This is a genomic window from Thermococcus chitonophagus, from assembly GCF_002214605.1.
Lineage (GTDB): Archaea > Methanobacteriota_B > Thermococci > Thermococcales > Thermococcaceae > Pyrococcus > Pyrococcus chitonophagus.
This window is the reverse complement of record NZ_CP015193.1, coordinates 1,918,521-1,935,604: the sequence shown is the minus strand read 5'-3', so window position 1 is coordinate 1,935,604 and position 17,084 is coordinate 1,918,521. Positions and strand designations below refer to the sequence as shown.

Sequence of the window (17,084 nt, the reverse complement as noted above, 5' to 3'; positions counted from 1 at the left end):
TTTTTAAGAGTAGCCAGGGAAGTAGGGAAGGGGAGCATCATGTGGGACACCAGTAAGGATTACAGGTTGCTAGTTGCTGAGAAGGCCGTTGAGCTATTCTTGAGAACTATAGAGGGGGCAAAGTTCAGGGGACAGTGGGACAAGAAGAAGGCGGTTAAGCTCGCTAAAGAAATGATCCCTGAGATACAGGCCATGAGGTATAGCTACCTCGATCCCCAGGAGTTGGTTGACACCCCCCAGATGAAGGCTCTCAAGGAGAAGGCCCAGGGAATAATTGAAGCCCTAGGTGGAGAAGACTGGCATCACAAGTTCATAAGCCAGGCCGGTAAGGACGAGAGGGAAAAGGTCGAGGAGCAGGTTGCGAAGATAAAGTTCTTCCTCAACACGATCCTGGGGCTGGACAGGAGGTTAAAGCTTGGAAAAATCAACGATCCCGTAATTGCTGTTGATATAGTTGTTGGCGAAGTGATGAGTGTAGGAAAGCATCCTAATGCAGATAAGCTACTCGTTACCAACGTGAACATCGGGGAGAGGGCCGTGACCGTCGTTACTAACGATCTAACCGTGAAGGAAGGGAATAGGGTCGCAGTTGCGTTACTACCCCCGAGGAGCTTCTTCGGGATAGTGAGTGAGGGAATGTTCCTGGGAGCAGGACAGGGAGTCCTCAAGGATGTGAAGGGTGAGATAGGTGGTTTGCCTAAGGGAATTCCATTGGAGGCATTGAACGAGACAAGAAACCTCGTGGAGGCGTTTTTAAAGGAATGATTAGGGGGCCTTTAATAGGATCCTAAGGGGGTTCAGAAGTATGAATCCGTTAGGTTAGTCATGCTCTTTGGCTCCCTTGCAAGAGAAGAAGTTAGAGAAACAAGCGATCTTGACTTGATAATAGTCAAGGAAAACCGATAAGAAGTTCCTTGATAGGTTGGATGAGTACTATGAAATCGCTGGAGTTGCGGCTGATATATTCGTTTACACTCCAGATGAGTTTAAAGCTATGAAGATACTCCTTATCATTAAGAAAGCCCTAAGGGAGGATGTCGTCATTTATAAGAAGAAGTCCCAAGGAGGAAGCCATGAGGTAGTTAAGGCAGGTGGGAGGAATCTTGAAGATGTAAAGTTTTGTGTTTAATGAAAAAGTACAATCTGGCCTGTTTCTTAGCCTAACAAGTCGCTGAGAAAGCGTTGAAATCTTACTTATATCATATGGGGGGAAGAAGTTGTATTCGGGCATTCTGTCTCTGATCTGTGCAAGGGCCTATTAAATACGACGAGGAGTTTAAGAAAATATTTAAGGCAGGTGTTCTAGATAAATACTATATCCCCACTAGGTATCTAAATGAGCTCCTTAAAGGGTTCCTCATGAGACTTTTGATGAGTACGATGCTGAAAGGGCAATATCTCGCGGAAATGATAATTAACTTCGTGAAAAATAAGCTGGTGGTTAAAAATGAGGGCCGAGCTTGAGAAAAGAATTGATAGGGGAAGCTACGTTAAGGTTCCATTGTTTGAGGGTAAACTCCCAGAGGGTAATTATGCTCAGATAGTTGAGATAAAGCCTAAGGCCGAGGTGGGAAAGCACTATCACAAGTTTCAGTACGAGCTCTTCTACATAATTTCTGGAACCGCGAGGCTGGGAATAGGGGAGAAAGAATTCGAGGCAAAGCCTGGGGATATCTACTTAGTAGCCCCAGGAACGGTTCATTGGGTAATCAATGAAAGCGATGAGCCCTTCAAGCTGCTCGTGGTTAAGATGAACTACCGCGGGGAAGAAGATACAGTATGGCTTTAGCCTCCCAGGATTAGCTCTATCATGCTTACTCTCTCTGTTTTGTTGACTTTCACGTACCTCGTTTCAGTAACCTCCCTATACTTTGTTATCGTGACCTTATAGTACCACGTTACCTCTATCTCTGGAACTTTGTTCGTGAACCATGAATAGCCGTTGTCGAGGACGAAATAGTAGTCCGTATGATCAGGAACGAAGCTGAATTCGTAGTACTTCACTCTCTTTGCCTCCACATATGGAGTCGCTGGATTTCCGCTTTTCCACGCCATAAATCCCTTCTGGTCAAAGACGTAAAAGTTTATATCGTACCTGGCGGTCTCTTCAACATAGCCTTTTACAACGTTGTTCTTCTTGTCGGAAACGTCAATGTAGACCCTGTAGTAAATGTAGTGCCTGCCTTTACCGTTGGCTTATCATGCAGAAGAAGCCTGCTCTTCTGCTCAGTGACTTCGTAGGGTTTAAGAACTTTCTCTGCCGGGGCACCGTAGTGGTGTACGTCACGGAAACTATTGGCAGGAACAGCAACAGAACAACGATAACCACGCCCACCCCAATAATTACTTTTGTATTTCTGTTCATTAACCCCTCCCAATGAATTATAACACCATCCAACTTTTCATAGTTACAATGAATTTTTAACTTTATTTCTGGAACAACACTTAAATTGTCAACATACTTACTATACTATGGTGATCACCTATGCCAATAACAAAGGTCACGAGAAACTATCAAATTACAATACCAGCTGAGATTCGAAAAGCTTTGGGGATTAAGATGGGGGAATACCTCAAAGTTGAATTGAGAGGAGATGAGATAGTCATTAAGAGGATAGACAAGGAATGGCCAAGTATAGACCTCGGTAGAGATTTCTCTCCAGAAGATATCGAAGAGAACATAAGGAAAGCTCTCTCGGAGGCCTCAAAATGGGAAGTTTAGCTGTTATTGACACGAACGTCCTTATATACTCAATAAACAAAAGGTCTGAAAGATACAGGGAAGCTAGGAAAATTCTAGAGAGCCTTGATGAGCTAATAATTCCTGTTGTTGTAGTATATGAGTTCATATGGAACTTAGCTGAATTTGGAATTTCATCGAAAGTTGCTAAAGATGTTCTTTCTCGGATTCTTCTTGATCCCAGGGTGAAATTAGTTGATGATAGGAAGCATTTATTGCCCACATTTGAAAAATTGGGAGGTCTTAGCTTGAGGCATTATAATGATTCAATGATATTAAGGGTGGCTGAGGAATTCGGAACTTTAGCCACCTATGATAGAAAATTGAGAAAAAGAGCCAAAAAACTTGGGATAGATTTACTTCCAGAGAATATTTAAAGTGACGAAACTCTTATAAATTGACTAATGGTGAGTAAATAACGGTTTGTGCGGTGGTAGTCTAGCCTGGCCTAGGACGCCACCCTGCCAAGGTGGAGACCCGGGTTCAAATCCCGGCCACCGCACCACAACTTTTCTTTGAGGGTTAGGGGTTGCAAGTTGAATTCCTCTAAGCTGGTCATTCTAATGACCAAACAGGTGGGTTTGTGGTTCATCTGGATGACTATAGGGGAATACCTGTTGACTTAACAGTCCCTCCTCCAACCTTACAACAAACTCGAAAAGAGGGATCTGCATCGTTGAGTAATATCCAGGGTTGAGTGGTACCATCGAGAGAGGGAGATCCGACACCATATTGCTTCTTGGTGTTGGAGGTGTCGGTAAAACTACTTTTCTGGCCCAGCTCTACTTCTATGTAACCTCAAAGATGTCTCAAAATCATATCCTTTACCTGTCTTTGGATCGGCTTCAAGCCCTTGGTTTAAATCTTTTAGAGTTTTAGAGACGTATAAAAGGATCGTAAAGCCTGAAAGGGCGATAATATTGCTTGATGAAGTCCAGTACGAGGAAAAAATGGGATCTGAAGCTTAAGATACTTCATGATGAAAAGAGATTCCTCTTAATTGCAATGGGCTCTTCCGCAATAAAGCTGAAGGGGAGTTTCGACTTAGCTGGAAGGGCCTTCCATAGAAAGCTCTTTCCGATGACCTATGACCTTCAGGGAGTATCATCGGCTTAAAACGGGCAACTCTCTCCCGGAGCTCATGCCTCAAATTCTCGAGCTAAAGAAGTGCCATTAGCTGTTTTAGATGATGTAACTGAATATGTAAAGCAAAGACCTTAGGCTTGGCTAAAGGGCGGTTATAAAGCTCGTCGATGCCCTCGAGAAAGCAGGCATTGTTCAGAAGATCCAGTTCATGGTTCAATTTCCAAGGTCACCCGCAAAAGCCCAAGTTAAGTTCCTAACGGTTCCCATAAAGTCCGCCCTGCTCTACATCTACAAGGTGGGTATAAATAGGAGCAAGTCTTCGCATCCCTCCTCGGGGATGTCGTTGCCTTCTACCTCTACCTCATTGCGAGGAAGAGGAACGGCAGGCTAAGTTATGAGCCAAGCAAAGGAGTTGCTGACTTCGTGCTCGAGCTGGGGAACGAGAAGATAGTCGTTGAAGTTGGGCTCGGGAAGGAGGAGAAATGTCAAGTGAAGATGACTATGGAAAGGGTTGGGGCTGAGAGGGGAATAGTAGTGGGAAGGAAGTATGAGATCGGGGACAGAATTGCTTTCTATCCCTGGCAACTCTTCGTGTCTGCGCTTTAGTTGGTTCAGTTAACTAGACCAATATTTATAAAGGAATGGTTCGGAATATTGAACCATGAATACAGAAGACGTCAAGAGGTACATCCGATTATTTCATGAGAGAAAACTACCCAAGGTAATTGAACGTGAACTCAAGCCAAGCTTAACCGAGGGGAAAGCCACTATAATAGTAGGACCGAGGCGCTCTGGGAAAACGTACCTCCTCTACTCAATGATAACTGACGAGAAGGAAAGGCATGTCTACTTAAACTTTGAAAATCCCCTGCTCTTTGGGACATCCGCTAAGGACTTTCCCAAGATAGTCGATGCGTACTTTGACCTTTATCCAGAGAACATTGGTGAGAACATTGTTTTCCTCCTTGATGAAGTGCAGAACGTGACCAATTGGGAGGTTGGAGTAAGGTATCTATTGGAGGAGGGATTTAAGGTTGCTTTAACTGGCTCTTCCTCAAGGTTGTTCTCCAAGGAAATAGCCACGCAATTTAGGGGGAGGGGAATCATTTACACCCTCTTCCCGCTCTCATTCAGGGAGTTCCTCAGGTTTAAGGGAATTGAAATTAAACCGCGCGATTTCTACGGTAGAAAAGTTCACAAGATAAAGGCTCTCCTTGAGGAATATTTAAAGTTCGGAGGGTTCCCTGAGGTCGTTCTGATGGAGGATAAGGTCAGGATACTTGAGGAATACATCTCCGTAATGATTACCAAGGACGTCGTGGAGAGGCATGGGATAAAGAACGTTGCCCTGGTTGAGATGATCATAAAACTGTTGCTCTCAAGCTATGCGAAGTATGCATCATACTCCTCCATTTACCGCTTCGTAAAGTCCGAAGTTAGTGCTTCAAAGGTCACCGTCCTTGAATACATGAAAGCCCTTGAGGATTCGTTATTCTTTTTCTTTCTTCCAAAATTTGCTTACTCTGAAAAGGAATCCCAAAGGGCCCCAAAGAAAGTGTATCTTATTGATACTGGTTTTTCCCTCTTCACGAAAAAGGACGTTGCTAGGGACATGGAAAACGTTGTTTTTATGGAGCTCCTGAGGAGGAAGCACTACTACGATCCCTTGATGAACCTGTATTATTATAATGGAGGAGGGGAAGTTGACTTCGTCGTCACAAAGGCTGGAAAAGTTAGAGAGTTGATTCAGGTGACCTTAAATTTGGAGGAGAGTTACGAGAGGGAGATTTCAGCTTTGGTCAAGGCCGGAAAGGCTTTAAAGTGCGGGAATTTGAAAGTGGTAACCTTGGATGAAGAGGATGAAATAAAGGTTGGCTCCTTTGTGGTGGACGTGATCCCACTTTGGAAGTTCCTTTTGGTGTAAATTCCGAAAGAGATGCGGGAAAATAGGGACAACTGAGGGATCGTATGTGGAGCTTGAGGTTCACAATAAAGACGCTTAAAGGTCGAGGAGTATCCCGATAACATAGATTAATTTCTAAAAAAGGAGGTAATAAGAACTAGATTTGGAAGACCTCCTGCATCTATCCGTGGTTATTAGAACAGGGTGTGAAAGCATAATTCAACGACAGAGATTTTGATAAAACAGAACTAAAAAAGGATATTTTTAGATGTTAAAGCTTGGTGTTGTGTGTTATAAAATCACATGGAAGCTCTCCACCAACGAAACTCTTATAAATTGACTAATGGTGAGTAAATAACGGTTTGTGCGGTGGTAGTCTAGCCTGGCCTAGGACGCCACCCTGCCAAGGTGGAGACCCGGGTTCAAATCCCGGCCACCGCACCACAACTTTTCTAACCACCAAATATTTATCCCTGGAAATTCGAGTTTAGAGGTAGGGGTGTAAGGCGGTGGAGGAAGAGCTTGACATAAGGGAGTCCCTGGCCAATAGCGAGAACCTTGATAAAATACTTATACTTGCAAAGTACGAGGAAGATGTTCTAAAAAAGCTCATAGAACTGTTAGATGATGACCTCTGGACGGTAGCGAAGAATGCCCTCTCCATAATCCTAGTCATTGCAAAAAGCAAGCAGGACCTATATGAGCCTCTAATCAAGAAGTTGTTTGCAATGATAAAGAAAAGTGAGGCTATACCATTAACTCAAGAAATAGCAAGGGCGTTTGGTCAGATAGCCAAGGATCGGCCGGAGTTGATAAGGTCGATGATTCCCGTTCTGTTTGCCAACTATAGGATAGGAGATGCTAAGACCAAGATAAACGTTAGCTATGCTTTAGAAGAAATTGCACGGGCTAATCCCGAGCTTATGGGTGTTATAGCTAGAGATTTTGCTGAAATGCTGACCTCCAAGAGAAGGGAAGATAAACTTGCAGCGTTAAACTTCATAGAGGCTATGGGGGAGAATAACTTCCGATTTGTTAGCCCCTTTCTCCCCAGGATAATAAGTTTGCTTCATGATAGGGATGAAATTGTTAGAGCAAGTGCCGTTGAGGCTTTAGTGCACTTAGCAACCCTAAATGACAAGCTCAGAAAGGTTATAATCCGGAGACTGGAGGAGTTCGAGGATCCGAGTGAGCTCGTAATGAGGGCTGTAAGGGAGGGACTTTCAAGGCTTACTCTTCTTGAGAGGTCTCAGCCTCAATAATTCCCTCTTCTACAAGCATTTTTACTGCCTGAGTTATCCTTTCAAGTTCCTTTTTAAGCCTTTCATTCTCCTTTTTGAGGTCCTCATTTTCCTTCATTAAAGCTTTCACGGTTTTTGCAAGCTCCTCAACCTTTGACTTTGGAATGTAGTTCCTCTCTATGATTCTAAGTGCCTCCTTGACATCATAACTTCCCGTAATCTTCGCCAACCTTATCTTTATCTCCTTGAGCTCTTCAGCGAGCTTTCCATACTCTTCTACTTTTCTCTCTATTGCTTCAACTTCTTTCACTCCCTCCTGAAGCTTGGCAAGCTTCTCCCTTAAGTCCTTGATAGCCTTCTCTCTAACTTCGAGCTTTTTCCGTAGCTCAATGTTCTCCTTTATGAGGGAGTCGTATTTTGAAATTATCTCCTTGATGACCTCTGGGGTTGTTGAATTTGCCTTCATCTCAAGCTCCTTTACTTTCTCATTTAGCTTTTCCATCACGATATCTTCAATCCTTCTTTCAACTCTCTCTCTTACTCTCTTTTCAATGCTCTCTGCCACCTCTAGGGGATACGACATCATTCTTTCTTCTATCTCAGTTATCCTTGGGAGAACCCTTTCTAGATTTGAGACAACTAATGTTCTCCTGTCGAGTTCGTCTATAGCCTCTTTGAGGGCCTCTATCTCTTTTTCTATCTTCTTGAAGTTATTATCTGTATCTGTCCTAAGACCATCCAGCTTTGAAAACAGTGAGTACACTTTTTCCCTAATTTCATCAATATCCTGACTTAGTTCCCTCTTCATAGCTACTAAAGCTGCTAGTGCTAAAATTGAATAGTCTCCAAGCCTCTCTGAATCAGCCAATGCACTCTTTACACTTTCCCATTCTCTCAATTCCTTTAGGCCTTCCACAACTTCGGGATAGTGCTCCTGAAAAAACGCCCAGTTGGCTCTTTCCTCCTTTCTTCCCCCGAACATGTTATCTCCCATTGAAGATACACCAATGTTCTATTTAAGACTTCCTGGGATATCTAGCAATTATCCTACAACTTGCTAATAAATTTTTCAATTGTAGATTTTTCAATATACCTGCGAAACCTTTATTAGTTTTGCAGTCGTTATGGTATATTGGTAGAGATGACCCAACAATAAATCACGGTGATGCCCAGTGCCGCCAGTGATAGATCCCCATGTTCTCAGGTCTTTGCACAGGAGCGAACTCAGGAGAAGGATATTGCAGTATTTGTATGAGATTTATCCTTCTGCCACGTACTTAAGTGAGATAGCAAGAGTTGTTGGTTCTGATCCATCCAACGTTAGAGGTGCCCTTGTGGGGTTGGGGAATCGGTACAACGGGGAAAGCTCCTTAGTGTACTTGGGCCTTGTTGAAGAGATCGTTAATAATGGCTTCAAGTACTACCGACTAACGGAGTATGGAAAGAAGGTTGTTGAGATGCTCAAGGACTACCAAGCTTATTACAGGAAGTTCATGTGAGGTGATATCATGGGAAGGACTGAAGAGCTTATCAAGGTCATTGATACAAACATAAACCACATGATCAGCTTAAGTGTTCTTAACCTGGCTCAGCTTGGCATAAAGTATGGAATATTCAAGATAGTTGCCAGTAGGCCCAGCTACTCTGAATTGCTATCTCAGATAAGGGTTCCAAACAAGCCCCTTCTAAAGAAGTTGATAGAGCACCTAAAGGCTCTTGGCATAATTGAGGAAACTCCAACGAATTTAATACTGAATGGCTTCTCATATGAATTAAGGTTCCCCAAGGATGAGTACATGCTATTGCTCCCGGACTGGATTCCAATATTTGAAGAAATATACAAGATGGTCGACTTTGCTCTAATTTCTCCTGATCACCCGTACGTTCTCATGGATTTCGACAAGGATGCTGACTTTTGGGATATGAGGCTTTCCTCATCGTTTAATGCTGCATATAGGGAGCTAGTGATAAGACTAACGGGTCTAAGAGAGGGAAGCTACGTTCTAGATCTTGGATGTGGTTCAGTATCTCCTGCATACTTTGGAAGGTTTGTGGGTGAGGATGGGAAGTACCTGGGCGTTGACTACTCTCCAGCACTGCTCGAGATAGCCAGATCAAGGGCTGAGAAGATGAACCTTCCAGTAGAGCTGAAAGAAATGGATATTGGTTTGATAAAGCCAAGAACATCATATGATGTGGCTATAATGACATTTACCCTGGAATATCTCACAAACAGGAGAGAAGTTTTGAAGAAGGTCATGGAGAGCTTGAATTCTGGAGGAAAGTTGATCATCGTCGATGCCTTTAAAGACGAATTTAGGAATGTTGAGGCCCTAGAGTTCTTTGAAGGCCTAAATGATTCCTTCGTTGGCTATCCTAGCAAAGCTGAGATTAAAGAATACTTATTAGGAGAAGGCTTTGACGTTAGCTTCGAGGATCATGGGAAATCTATTCTCCTTGTGAAAAAGCTTTGAGCCGTCTCTTTTTTGTTGTGCACCTACATAAGCACCTACATATGTACTTCAATTTTTACAAGCACTTCCACACGCAAAAAATCGCTTTATATCCAGCTATTTTTAGAGATTATTGAAAAAACTCCAAGGGGGTGCGTGGTAGTGGCAAGAAAGGGTGCAGTGGGTATTGGTACCTTGATAGTGTTCATTGCTATGGTGCTTGTTGCTGCAGTGGCTGCTGCAGTGCTCAGCGATCCCAGTTAGGACCCACATAACTGGAGAAGTCGTTCCAGAGTTTGGTGCTCCTGGTGTCATAGACTTCACAACCCCAAGCACATACACAACAGCAATAGTGAACCTACAGTGAAGCTCTAGATGATTAGGAGATTTTAGGAGGTGAAAAAGAATGAGGAAGGCGGCAGTGGGTATTGGTACCTTGATAGTGTTCATTGCTATGGTGCTTGTTGCTGCAGTGGCTGCTGCAGTGCTCATTAACACCAGCGGCTTCCTCCAGCAGAAGGCTTCAAGCACTGGTAGGGAGAGCACCGAGCAGGTAGCAAGCGGAATCCAAGTCATGAGGGTAGTGGGTATCACGGACCCCAACAAGCAATACATTACCGGAATAGCCATCTACGTAACACCAAACGCTGGAAGTGCTGGGATTGATCTTAAGAACACCAAGATACTCATTGCCAATGATGAGAGCCAAGTTTACCTAAAGTTCGCAGGAACTGTCGACGGCACTAGTACTACTGACATCTTTGCCTCAAGCTACTGGACTAATGTAAATGCAACTCATTATGTAGCTTTGATAATCCAGGACTACGATAAGTCCGCCCTTAACGGTGGGAGCACTTTGAACAAGGGAGACATTGCGGCACTGTTAGTCAATGTTACCCAGGCACTATATGGAGGCACTAACGGTATCCCAGTTAGGACCCACATAACTGGTAAGGTCATTCCAGAGTTTGGTGCTCCTGGTGTCATAGACTTCACAACCCCAAGCACATACACCACTGAAATCATTAGCCTTCAGTGATCTCTCCTTTTCCCTTATCAACCTTTAGCAATCCTTTATTTTTTATAGCAATTTTCCAGGAGGTGATAGGGTGAGGAAGGGTGCAATAGGCATCGGCACGCTCATCGTCTTCATCGCCATGGTCCTAGTAGCAGCAGTAGCTGCAGGAGTAATCATAGGCACAGCAGGTTACCTGCAACAGAAAGCTCAGGCAGCTGGTAGGCAGACCACTCAAGAGGTTGCCAGTGGAATAAAAATTGTCAACATATATGGATATGTAAACACAACACCACCGAGCAATGGAACGATAGTAAAGATGGCAATCTTTGTTACACCAAATGCTGGGAGCTCGGGCATCGATCTAAGCAATGTAAAGATAGTCCTCAGTGATGGCGTTAAGCTCGTGGTATATAACTACAGTGGAATCCTATACACGAAGAAAATCCTGGATCTCTTTAATGGGTCTGACATAGTGCAAGACGTCTGGAACAATACCAAGCTAACCAATGGAACATTTGCAATAGCTGTCATTAATGACATCGGGGCTAGGATTGAAGATAATCACCCAACTCTAGAATGGGGAGACACGGTTGCATTATTGCTGAAGACTGACATATTCACGTATGATGGCAGGCGTGGGATAGGACCTTCAACGAAGATCATTGGAAAAGTGATTCCAGATGCAGGGGCCGCAGGTGTTATCGACTTTACAACACCTCCAACGTTTAGTACAAATGTGTTAGAGTTGCAGTGAGGTGATGTGATATGAGGAAGGGTGCAATTGGTATCGGCACGCTCATCGTCTTCATCGCCATGGTCCTAGTAGCAGCAGTAGCTGCGGGTGTTTTGATAGCTACAAGTGGTTATCTCCAACAAAAGGCAATGGCAACAGGTAGACAAACAACCCAGGAGGTAGCTAGTGGAATAAGGGTCCTGGGAATTAGTGGATATGTGAATGGTAGCCCCCCAGGAATAAGCAATATCACTAGGCTTGTCATCTATGTTGCGCCAAACGCAGGGAGTGGAGGTATTGATTTAGCACATGTGAGGATTGTCCTTAGTAATGGCAAGCAGATGGCGGTCTACAGATATTATGAGGGAAGTGCAGCAGACAAAAGTGCGGGGCTTGAGCCTGAGTACATTCACTACACGGGAGACATTCCGAACATATTCGCTTACAACTCTAGCTTGGTTCCCTATGGAAATACTCCTATAACCAACTGGACCAACGTTACCTCTGTGGCAGACGTGTGGGAGAACCTGTATTATGCAATTGCAGAAAAGGGCCTCATGGTCTTTGGAATTGCAGTTGTTCAGGATGGGGATGGTTCACTTGCTGACGCTAGGCATCCAAGCTTGAGCTGGGGCGACAAGGCTGCGCTGTTGCTATGGTTGACACCATTTGACAACGATGGTAAGCCAAGCAATGGCTTTGGATTCCCGCCTGCAACTAAAGTCATAGGAAAGGTAATTCCAGAGAATGGTGCTGGAGGTGTAATAGACTTCACCACTCCAAGCACCTACACAGAGAACATACTCGAGTTGCAGTGAGGGGTGAGGCCCATGGCTCTTGAGTTCCTTTCATCTTTATTCAAAAAGAAAAAGAAGGAAGCACCAGCTGAAGAAACCTTTGAGGAAGTAACTGTCGAGGAGCTTGAGGAGAGGGTAGAGAACAGGGAACAGGATGAACAGATCAGCCAGATTATGGAGAGACTCAATGAGATAGAGAACGATCTTCCGAGGGTTAAGATAAGTATTGACAACATTAAGAAGCAGATTCAGGAGCTAAGGGAGGAAATTGAGAGACTTGATAAGACAATAAAGGACATCATGATGCTCTATGAAGTAGTATCTCAAGAAATCAATCCTTTCAAGGAACAGTTAAGTCAGGAGTCATCGCTAAGCAGTGAGATACAGGAGTTAAAGAAGCAGATCGACGAACTCAAGATGGAGCTTGCCAAGGTCAAGAATGACATAAAAGTGCTCGCGGGTTATGGTGTTGATATAGACTCGATCCTCTACGAGGTGCTTGCGGAGGTGTGATCAATGGAGGTTGGCTATGTCACTGATGCAGAGATTAATGCAAAGCTTTCAGAACTTAAGGGCAAGGTTCCTAGTGTTGTCATAGAGGAGCTCAGAGAAAAGCTCATGGCAAAGAAAGATTCATTAACCCCACAGCAACTGGACGAGATCGTCAAGAGAGTTCTTGATGCTTATGGAAGCCAGGCTGCAAAGTACGAGCAGATAAGCAAGAGGGTTGATGAGCTTGGTAAGAAGCTTAGTGATCTGAGTGCTCAACTCGCGAGGCTTGTTGAGGCCTTGGAAGAGAAGAAGTTTGCCGTTCATGAGAAGAAGGCTGAGGCTGTTGCCGAGAAAGCTGCTGAGGTCAGTGAGAAGATAGAGAAGATTGAGGAGCTCCTTGAAGAGAAGCCAAAGGAGGAGAAAGTTCCAAAGGAGATAACTGAGAAAATTGAGGAACTACATGAGAAACTCGAGAAGCTTGAGGCCAAGATAGCTGGCGAGAAAATTGAGGAAGCAAAAGCAAAAGTTGAGGAGCTTGAAGAAAAGATCGAAAAGGGAGAAGAAGTCAAGCCTGAGGAAATTGAAGAGCTTGCCGGTAAGGTTGAGGAACTCGAAGCTGAGGCTGAGCAACCTGAAGTTGAGGAGGTTAAGCCTGAAGAGAAGGTTGAGGAGGTAGTTGTTGAAGAAGTTAAGCCTGAGGAAGAGGAAGTTAAAGAGGAAGAAGTTGAGATTGAAGAAATCCCACAAGAAGAAGTTGTTGAGGAAGTTAAGCCTGAAGAAGAAGTTGAAGTTGAGGAAAAACCTGAGATTGAAGTTTCCGCTCATCCTGAAGAAGAAAAGATTGAGGAGGGTGGTGTTGGAATGGCTGAGAAAATGAAGATCCCAGAGGACATCGCGAGCATCCTCTTCGAGGAAGAACCCAAGAAGGCAAGGCTTGAAGAAATACCGGAAGACGTAGTTTCGATCATGATTGCACTAAAATGGCTTGGATTCCTCATCGACAGGGTAGGCATGCAGAACCTCGAGAAAGTTCTGGAGTTCTACTATGAGATCGGCTGGATAAGCGAAAAAGTCCTCAATCAACTGCTGAGGTTTGCAAGAGGAACAAGGCCACACCACAGGGATCCAGAGTGGAAGCCTGCTGAGAAGCTTACCGTTCAGGATCACCTAATAAGCCTATTGTTCATTGAGAGGCTTAGGGGTCTGAGGATCACGAGGGATGTCCTTGATAAGCTGGAAAGGGAAGTCAAGATGCTAGAGAAGACCTTGGATGAGTTCTACGGTGTCTGATCGGAGGGATTACTATTGGGGTTCAGTGTTTCAGCGAGTGCAGCGATAATCTTCATCTCTTTTTTGATAGCAGTAGGAACACTATATACAGCGTGGGACAATAGTTACAACGAGGTTCAAGCGGCTAGGGAGTTTTGGTATTCCCTCAAGCTTTCCCAACTAAATTTTAAGATTGGCGAAGTTTCGGTTTACAATATCTCAGCTACTGATGTTGATGTTAAATTTCAATTCCTAGGTCAGACAATTCCGGGAGATGTGGATGTCATATATAATGGGGCATATGTTGCTTCAGTTGATTTGGGATATCTAATTCCTGGAAACGATTACGCCGTTACAATACCGAATGGTGCAGATACAAGTGGGAGCTTAAATTACGCCACTTTAGCTTTTGATAATGGATGTCTCCTGATCATCACGTACTATTACAATGGTTCCAGCTATATCGTAAACTCAAGCTCAACTCAGTGTCCAGTGGAGGTGAACTGAATGGCTGCAGGCGGACCAGCAAGTGAACTGATAATGTTCATAGTTGCTGTCATAATAGCCGGCAGTGTTGCCGGAGCTCTTGCCTATGTAACAAACGATCTAGCGAACAGCATGAAAGTAAGAGGAGCAATGGTGGCAGAGGATCTCAAAATAGAATTTGCAATAATAAATGATCCAAACGCTGTTGTCGTCACGGGTACTGGACCTTATAATTACACGTTTTATGTCAAAAACATTGGAAAGATAGCTTTCCCATTTAGTCCTGATTCAGTTCAGGTTTTCATCGATGGAGATCTTGTACCTTCCTCAAATCTAACATTCACAGATACAGCTGGCAATCCCATAACGAGCCTTCAGCCGTTCCAAGTTGGAGTTATTACAGTGACACTTGGCACAGCATTGGACACAACAGTACCCCACAGAATTCAGATTGTTCTCGAGAACGGCAAGAGAAGAGTTCTGGTGTTCAGGATTAAGAGTTAAAATCAGTAACCTGGGGGTGATCATCTTGGTCGAGGAGCTCCTTAGGATTGACTTAAAAGGCGATGAACTTCACAGGAGGCTTGGCGGTGGCATTCCTGCTGGCACAATAATGCTCATTGAAGGTGACAGGGGAACAGGGAAGTCCATACTTTCCCAGAGACTATTATACGGGTTCCTTATGAACGGTTATACCGCAAGCTATATCTCCTCTCAATATACAACTGTTGAATATGTCAAGCAGATGATGTCGATTAGCTATGATGTAATCCCTTTCCTCATAAGAAAAAAGCTTGTATTTGTATCACTTTACCCTCTACTTAGTGGAGTTAGTGAGGAGAGGAAGTTCTTAAGCAGATTATTGGGTGAACCTAGATTGTGGGAACAGGATATCGTTGTGATTGACTCCTTTTCATCCGTCCTTTCGAGAGAGCAGGAGGTTAGGAGTGTTAGAAACTTCCTCATGTACATAAAGAGGCTCTCAAGTTTAGGTAAGGTTATCATACTCACCGCTAACCCAGAGGAGCTCCCCAGGGATGTGTTATTTCTCCTCGAAGAGGCATCAACGTTGCTTATGCGCCTTAACGTTAGAGTTTTCGGTGGCGACCTAAAGAATTCGGCAACGATTGTGAAGTACAACAATGCAAAGGGTGTATTTCAGAAGATTATACCCTTCAGGGTTGAGCCTAAGGTAGGACTTGTAGTTGAGATTGCAGCTGTAGTGTGAAGCGAGAGGGGGTGGTGAGGATGGCTGAGGCTGTTTCCCAGACACTGGAGGATGCAATGAGGAGAAATCCTCACCTAAAGAAGTACGTTGAGCAGTTTAGAAAGAAGTATGGTAAAGTTCCGGAGTTTCACGTTCAACTAAGTAGGGATATGAAGGAAATTCCCTACCCAAATATAATCTATCCTGTAGGTGATCCAATCTTCATTCACATCTATGGTGACCCCCAGACCGAGAAGCAGTACATAGTTATCGAGCCCAGGATAGAAACGAGGGAGGAAGAAGAGAAGTACAGAATGATAAAAGATAGAATCCTTGAGTTGGCCCCAAATAGAGATATTCCAGAGGAGCAGGAAGAGTTTGAGAGATTTCTTGACTCCCTTTTTGAGGAGGCTGTTCTTTCTCTTGTTAAAGGCAGGAAAGGGATCACGATAACCAAGGAGGAGATGGAGAAGTTCCGTTACCTGATCAAGAGGGACATCATTGGGATAGGCCCTCTTGAACCTTTGGCAAGAGATCCATACATCGAGGATATCCACATAATAGGCGCCCACTACGTTTCTCTAGTTCACAAGATATTCGAGCACCTACCAACGAACATAAGGTGGAAGGACAACGTTGAACTAGCTGATTACTTTAAGAACCTTTCTGAGAGAATTGGAAGGCCAGTAAGTGACAGGAACCCAATAGTTGATGGTTCCCTTCCCGATGGATCGCGTATAAACATAATCTACTCTCCCGACATATCATTGAAGGGTCCGAGTGCTACTATAAGAAAATTCGCCGCAACCCCACTGAGCATTACCCAGCTGGTTGCCTGGGGAACCATGAGTGCCGAGATTGCAGCGTATCTCTGGCTAGCCATAGAGTATGGTATGAGTATATTCGTGTGCGGTGAGACAGCTTCAGGTAAAACTACAACCCTCAATGCTATAATACCATTCATAAAGCCCGGATCAAAAGTGTTCACCGCTGAGGATACCCCCGAAGTTCAGGTTCCTCATCCCACATGGCAGAGGCTTGTGACGAGGGAGAGAGGTCCTGAAGAGAGTAGAGTAACGTTGTTCGATCTGCTTAAGGCAGCATTAAGATCAAGGCCCAACTACATCATAGTCGGTGAGATCAGAGGTGCCGAGGGTGCTATTGCATTCCAGGCTATGCAGACGGGTCACCCAGTGATGAGTACTTTCCACGCCGGTGACGTTAAGAAGATGATACAGCGTTTCACGGGTTCTCCAATTAACGTTCCGATAACGTTCATAGACAATCTCAACATAGCCATATTCCAGCAGGCCGTTTACGTTAGGGGTAAATTCCTGAGAAGGGTTCTAACGGTTGTTGAGATCGAGGGGTACTATGAGGAGCTCGGTGGGGTCGCAACTAGGAACGTCTTCGAGTGGGATCCTGTGAGTGACAAACACATCTTCAGAGGTATGAACAACTCGTACATCCTTGAGAGGAAGATAGCTGAGATAGCTGGTTACGAAGATCCCAAGGATATTTACGATGAGCTCTTCCTTAGGGCTAGGATAATACAGAGGATGGTCGAGTTGAAGATATTCAACTACTGGGACGTTTATAGGGAGATCAAGGCCTTCTACCAGAGGGGTATCGAGGGTCTGAGCTTCAGGCTCTGACTGA

The 17,084-nt window shown here is 44.3% G+C and carries 23 protein-coding genes, 2 tRNA genes and 2 pseudogenes; 25 read left to right on the top strand and 2 right to left on the bottom strand.

What is annotated here, in order from left to right:
- Positions 1–39: 39 nt before the first annotated feature.
- The 4 genes and pseudogenes from A3L04_RS10735 (at position 40) to A3L04_RS10715 (ending at position 1,789) form a co-directional block, all read left to right on the top strand.
- Positions 40–765 carry a tRNA-binding protein gene (locus tag A3L04_RS10735; RefSeq protein WP_068577970.1) on the top strand — a complete coding sequence of 242 codons (726 nt, stop codon included), beginning with the start codon at positions 40–42 and terminating at the stop codon, positions 763–765.
- A gap of 42 nt (positions 766–807) precedes the next feature.
- Positions 808–906 (top strand): annotated as a pseudogene (locus A3L04_RS11470) (nucleotidyltransferase domain-containing protein); the annotation flags it as partial.
- Between the two features lie 16 nt (positions 907–922).
- Entirely contained in the window at positions 923–1,129 is a 207-nt protein-coding gene (locus A3L04_RS10725; RefSeq protein WP_068577968.1) for a hypothetical protein, read from the top strand.
- A 318-nt stretch (positions 1,130–1,447) separates the two neighbouring features.
- Positions 1,448–1,789 carry a cupin domain-containing protein gene (locus A3L04_RS10715; protein ID WP_068577965.1) on the top strand — a complete coding sequence of 114 codons (342 nt, stop codon included), beginning with the start codon at positions 1,448–1,450 and terminating at the stop codon, positions 1,787–1,789.
- Here the strand turns inward: A3L04_RS10715 and A3L04_RS10710 are convergent.
- Positions 1,786–2,055 carry a hypothetical protein gene (locus A3L04_RS10710; RefSeq protein ID WP_068577963.1) on the bottom strand — a complete coding sequence of 90 codons (270 nt, stop codon included), beginning with the start codon at positions 2,053–2,055 and terminating at the stop codon, positions 1,786–1,788. The genes A3L04_RS10715 and A3L04_RS10710 overlap by 4 nt on opposite strands.
- 430 nt (positions 2,056–2,485) lie before the next feature.
- Here A3L04_RS10710 and A3L04_RS10705 point away from each other — a divergent pair, with 430 nt between their 5' ends.
- From A3L04_RS10705 to A3L04_RS10675, 8 genes are all read left to right on the top strand, one after another.
- A complete protein-coding gene (locus A3L04_RS10705; RefSeq protein WP_068577958.1) occupies positions 2,486–2,722 on the top strand; it encodes an AbrB/MazE/SpoVT family DNA-binding domain-containing protein in 237 nt (78 codons plus the stop codon).
- Positions 2,710–3,117, top strand: coding sequence for a PIN domain-containing protein (locus A3L04_RS10700; protein ID WP_068577956.1), 408 nt, complete (start codon positions 2,710–2,712; stop codon positions 3,115–3,117). The genes A3L04_RS10705 and A3L04_RS10700 overlap by 13 nt, the downstream gene beginning before the upstream one ends.
- 50 nt (positions 3,118–3,167) lie before the next feature.
- A tRNA-Gly gene (locus A3L04_RS10695) sits at positions 3,168–3,245 on the top strand.
- A 422-nt stretch (positions 3,246–3,667) separates the two neighbouring features.
- Positions 3,668–3,856: a P-loop NTPase family protein gene (locus tag A3L04_RS11350; RefSeq protein WP_231963762.1), complete on the top strand. Its 189-nt coding sequence runs from the start codon at positions 3,668–3,670 to the stop codon at positions 3,854–3,856.
- 393 nt (positions 3,857–4,249) lie between these two features.
- On the top strand, positions 4,250–4,432 hold the full coding sequence (locus tag A3L04_RS11345; RefSeq protein WP_231963761.1) for a hypothetical protein: 183 nt from the start codon (positions 4,250–4,252) through the stop codon (positions 4,430–4,432).
- A gap of 55 nt (positions 4,433–4,487) precedes the next feature.
- Positions 4,488–5,750 carry an ATP-binding protein gene (locus tag A3L04_RS10685; protein ID WP_068577954.1) on the top strand — a complete coding sequence of 421 codons (1,263 nt, stop codon included), beginning with the start codon at positions 4,488–4,490 and terminating at the stop codon, positions 5,748–5,750.
- A 345-nt stretch (positions 5,751–6,095) separates the two neighbouring features.
- A tRNA-Gly gene (locus tag A3L04_RS10680) sits at positions 6,096–6,173 on the top strand.
- A gap of 65 nt (positions 6,174–6,238) precedes the next feature.
- Entirely contained in the window at positions 6,239–6,991 is a 753-nt protein-coding gene (locus tag A3L04_RS10675; RefSeq protein ID WP_068577952.1) for a PH0542 domain-containing protein, read from the top strand.
- On the opposite strand, the gene A3L04_RS10670 is transcribed toward A3L04_RS10675, so the two are convergent.
- Positions 6,960–7,964 (bottom strand): hypothetical protein, encoded by a 1,005-nt coding sequence (locus A3L04_RS10670; protein ID WP_331711177.1) that lies wholly within the window; start codon positions 7,962–7,964, stop codon positions 6,960–6,962. The genes A3L04_RS10675 and A3L04_RS10670 overlap by 32 nt on opposite strands.
- Before the next feature lie 178 nt (positions 7,965–8,142).
- On the opposite strand from A3L04_RS10670, the gene A3L04_RS10665 reads away from it, so the two are divergent.
- The 13 genes and pseudogenes from A3L04_RS10665 (at position 8,143) to A3L04_RS10610 (ending at position 17,080) form a co-directional block, all read left to right on the top strand.
- A complete protein-coding gene (locus A3L04_RS10665) occupies positions 8,143–8,469 on the top strand; it encodes a helix-turn-helix domain-containing protein (protein WP_014733717.1) in 327 nt (108 codons plus the stop codon).
- A gap of 9 nt (positions 8,470–8,478) precedes the next feature.
- Positions 8,479–9,444, top strand: a complete 966-nt coding sequence (locus tag A3L04_RS10660; RefSeq protein WP_068577948.1) for a class I SAM-dependent methyltransferase — start codon at positions 8,479–8,481, stop codon at positions 9,442–9,444.
- 135 nt (positions 9,445–9,579) lie between these two features.
- A pseudogene (locus A3L04_RS11070) lies at positions 9,580–9,672 on the top strand (archaellin/type IV pilin N-terminal domain-containing protein); the annotation flags it as partial.
- The gene (locus A3L04_RS11065) at positions 9,647–9,790 is read left to right on the top strand and encodes a hypothetical protein (protein ID WP_157895701.1); all 144 of its coding nucleotides are present in this window, start codon (positions 9,647–9,649) and stop codon (positions 9,788–9,790) included. The pseudogene A3L04_RS11070 and the gene A3L04_RS11065, both read left to right, overlap by 26 nt.
- A gap of 39 nt (positions 9,791–9,829) precedes the next feature.
- Positions 9,830–10,462 (top strand): flagellin, encoded by a 633-nt coding sequence (locus tag A3L04_RS10650; RefSeq protein ID WP_068577946.1) that lies wholly within the window; start codon positions 9,830–9,832, stop codon positions 10,460–10,462.
- A 70-nt stretch (positions 10,463–10,532) separates the two neighbouring features.
- Positions 10,533–11,195: a flagellin gene (locus A3L04_RS10645; protein ID WP_068577944.1), complete on the top strand. Its 663-nt coding sequence runs from the start codon at positions 10,533–10,535 to the stop codon at positions 11,193–11,195.
- Between the two features lie 11 nt (positions 11,196–11,206).
- Entirely contained in the window at positions 11,207–11,992 is a 786-nt protein-coding gene (locus A3L04_RS10640) for a flagellin (RefSeq protein ID WP_068577942.1), read from the top strand.
- A gap of 12 nt (positions 11,993–12,004) precedes the next feature.
- Positions 12,005–12,484: a flagella accessory protein C gene (locus tag A3L04_RS10635; RefSeq protein WP_068577939.1), complete on the top strand. Its 480-nt coding sequence runs from the start codon at positions 12,005–12,007 to the stop codon at positions 12,482–12,484.
- Between the two features lie 3 nt (positions 12,485–12,487).
- A complete protein-coding gene (locus tag A3L04_RS10630) occupies positions 12,488–13,753 on the top strand; it encodes a FlaD/FlaE family flagellar protein (RefSeq protein WP_068577938.1) in 1,266 nt (421 codons plus the stop codon).
- Positions 13,754–13,768: 15 nt separating this feature from the next.
- A complete protein-coding gene (locus A3L04_RS10625; RefSeq protein WP_068577936.1) occupies positions 13,769–14,239 on the top strand; it encodes a flagellar protein in 471 nt (156 codons plus the stop codon).
- Positions 14,240–14,722, top strand: coding sequence for a flagellar protein G (locus A3L04_RS10620; protein ID WP_068577934.1), 483 nt, complete (start codon positions 14,240–14,242; stop codon positions 14,720–14,722).
- Positions 14,723–14,747: 25 nt separating this feature from the next.
- A complete protein-coding gene (locus A3L04_RS10615) occupies positions 14,748–15,446 on the top strand; it encodes an ATPase domain-containing protein (RefSeq protein WP_068577932.1) in 699 nt (232 codons plus the stop codon).
- 20 nt (positions 15,447–15,466) lie between these two features.
- Complete coding sequence (locus A3L04_RS10610; RefSeq protein ID WP_068577930.1) at positions 15,467–17,080, top strand: type II/IV secretion system ATPase subunit; 1,614 nt, start codon at positions 15,467–15,469, stop codon at positions 17,078–17,080.
- Positions 17,081–17,084: the final 4 nt, after the last annotated feature.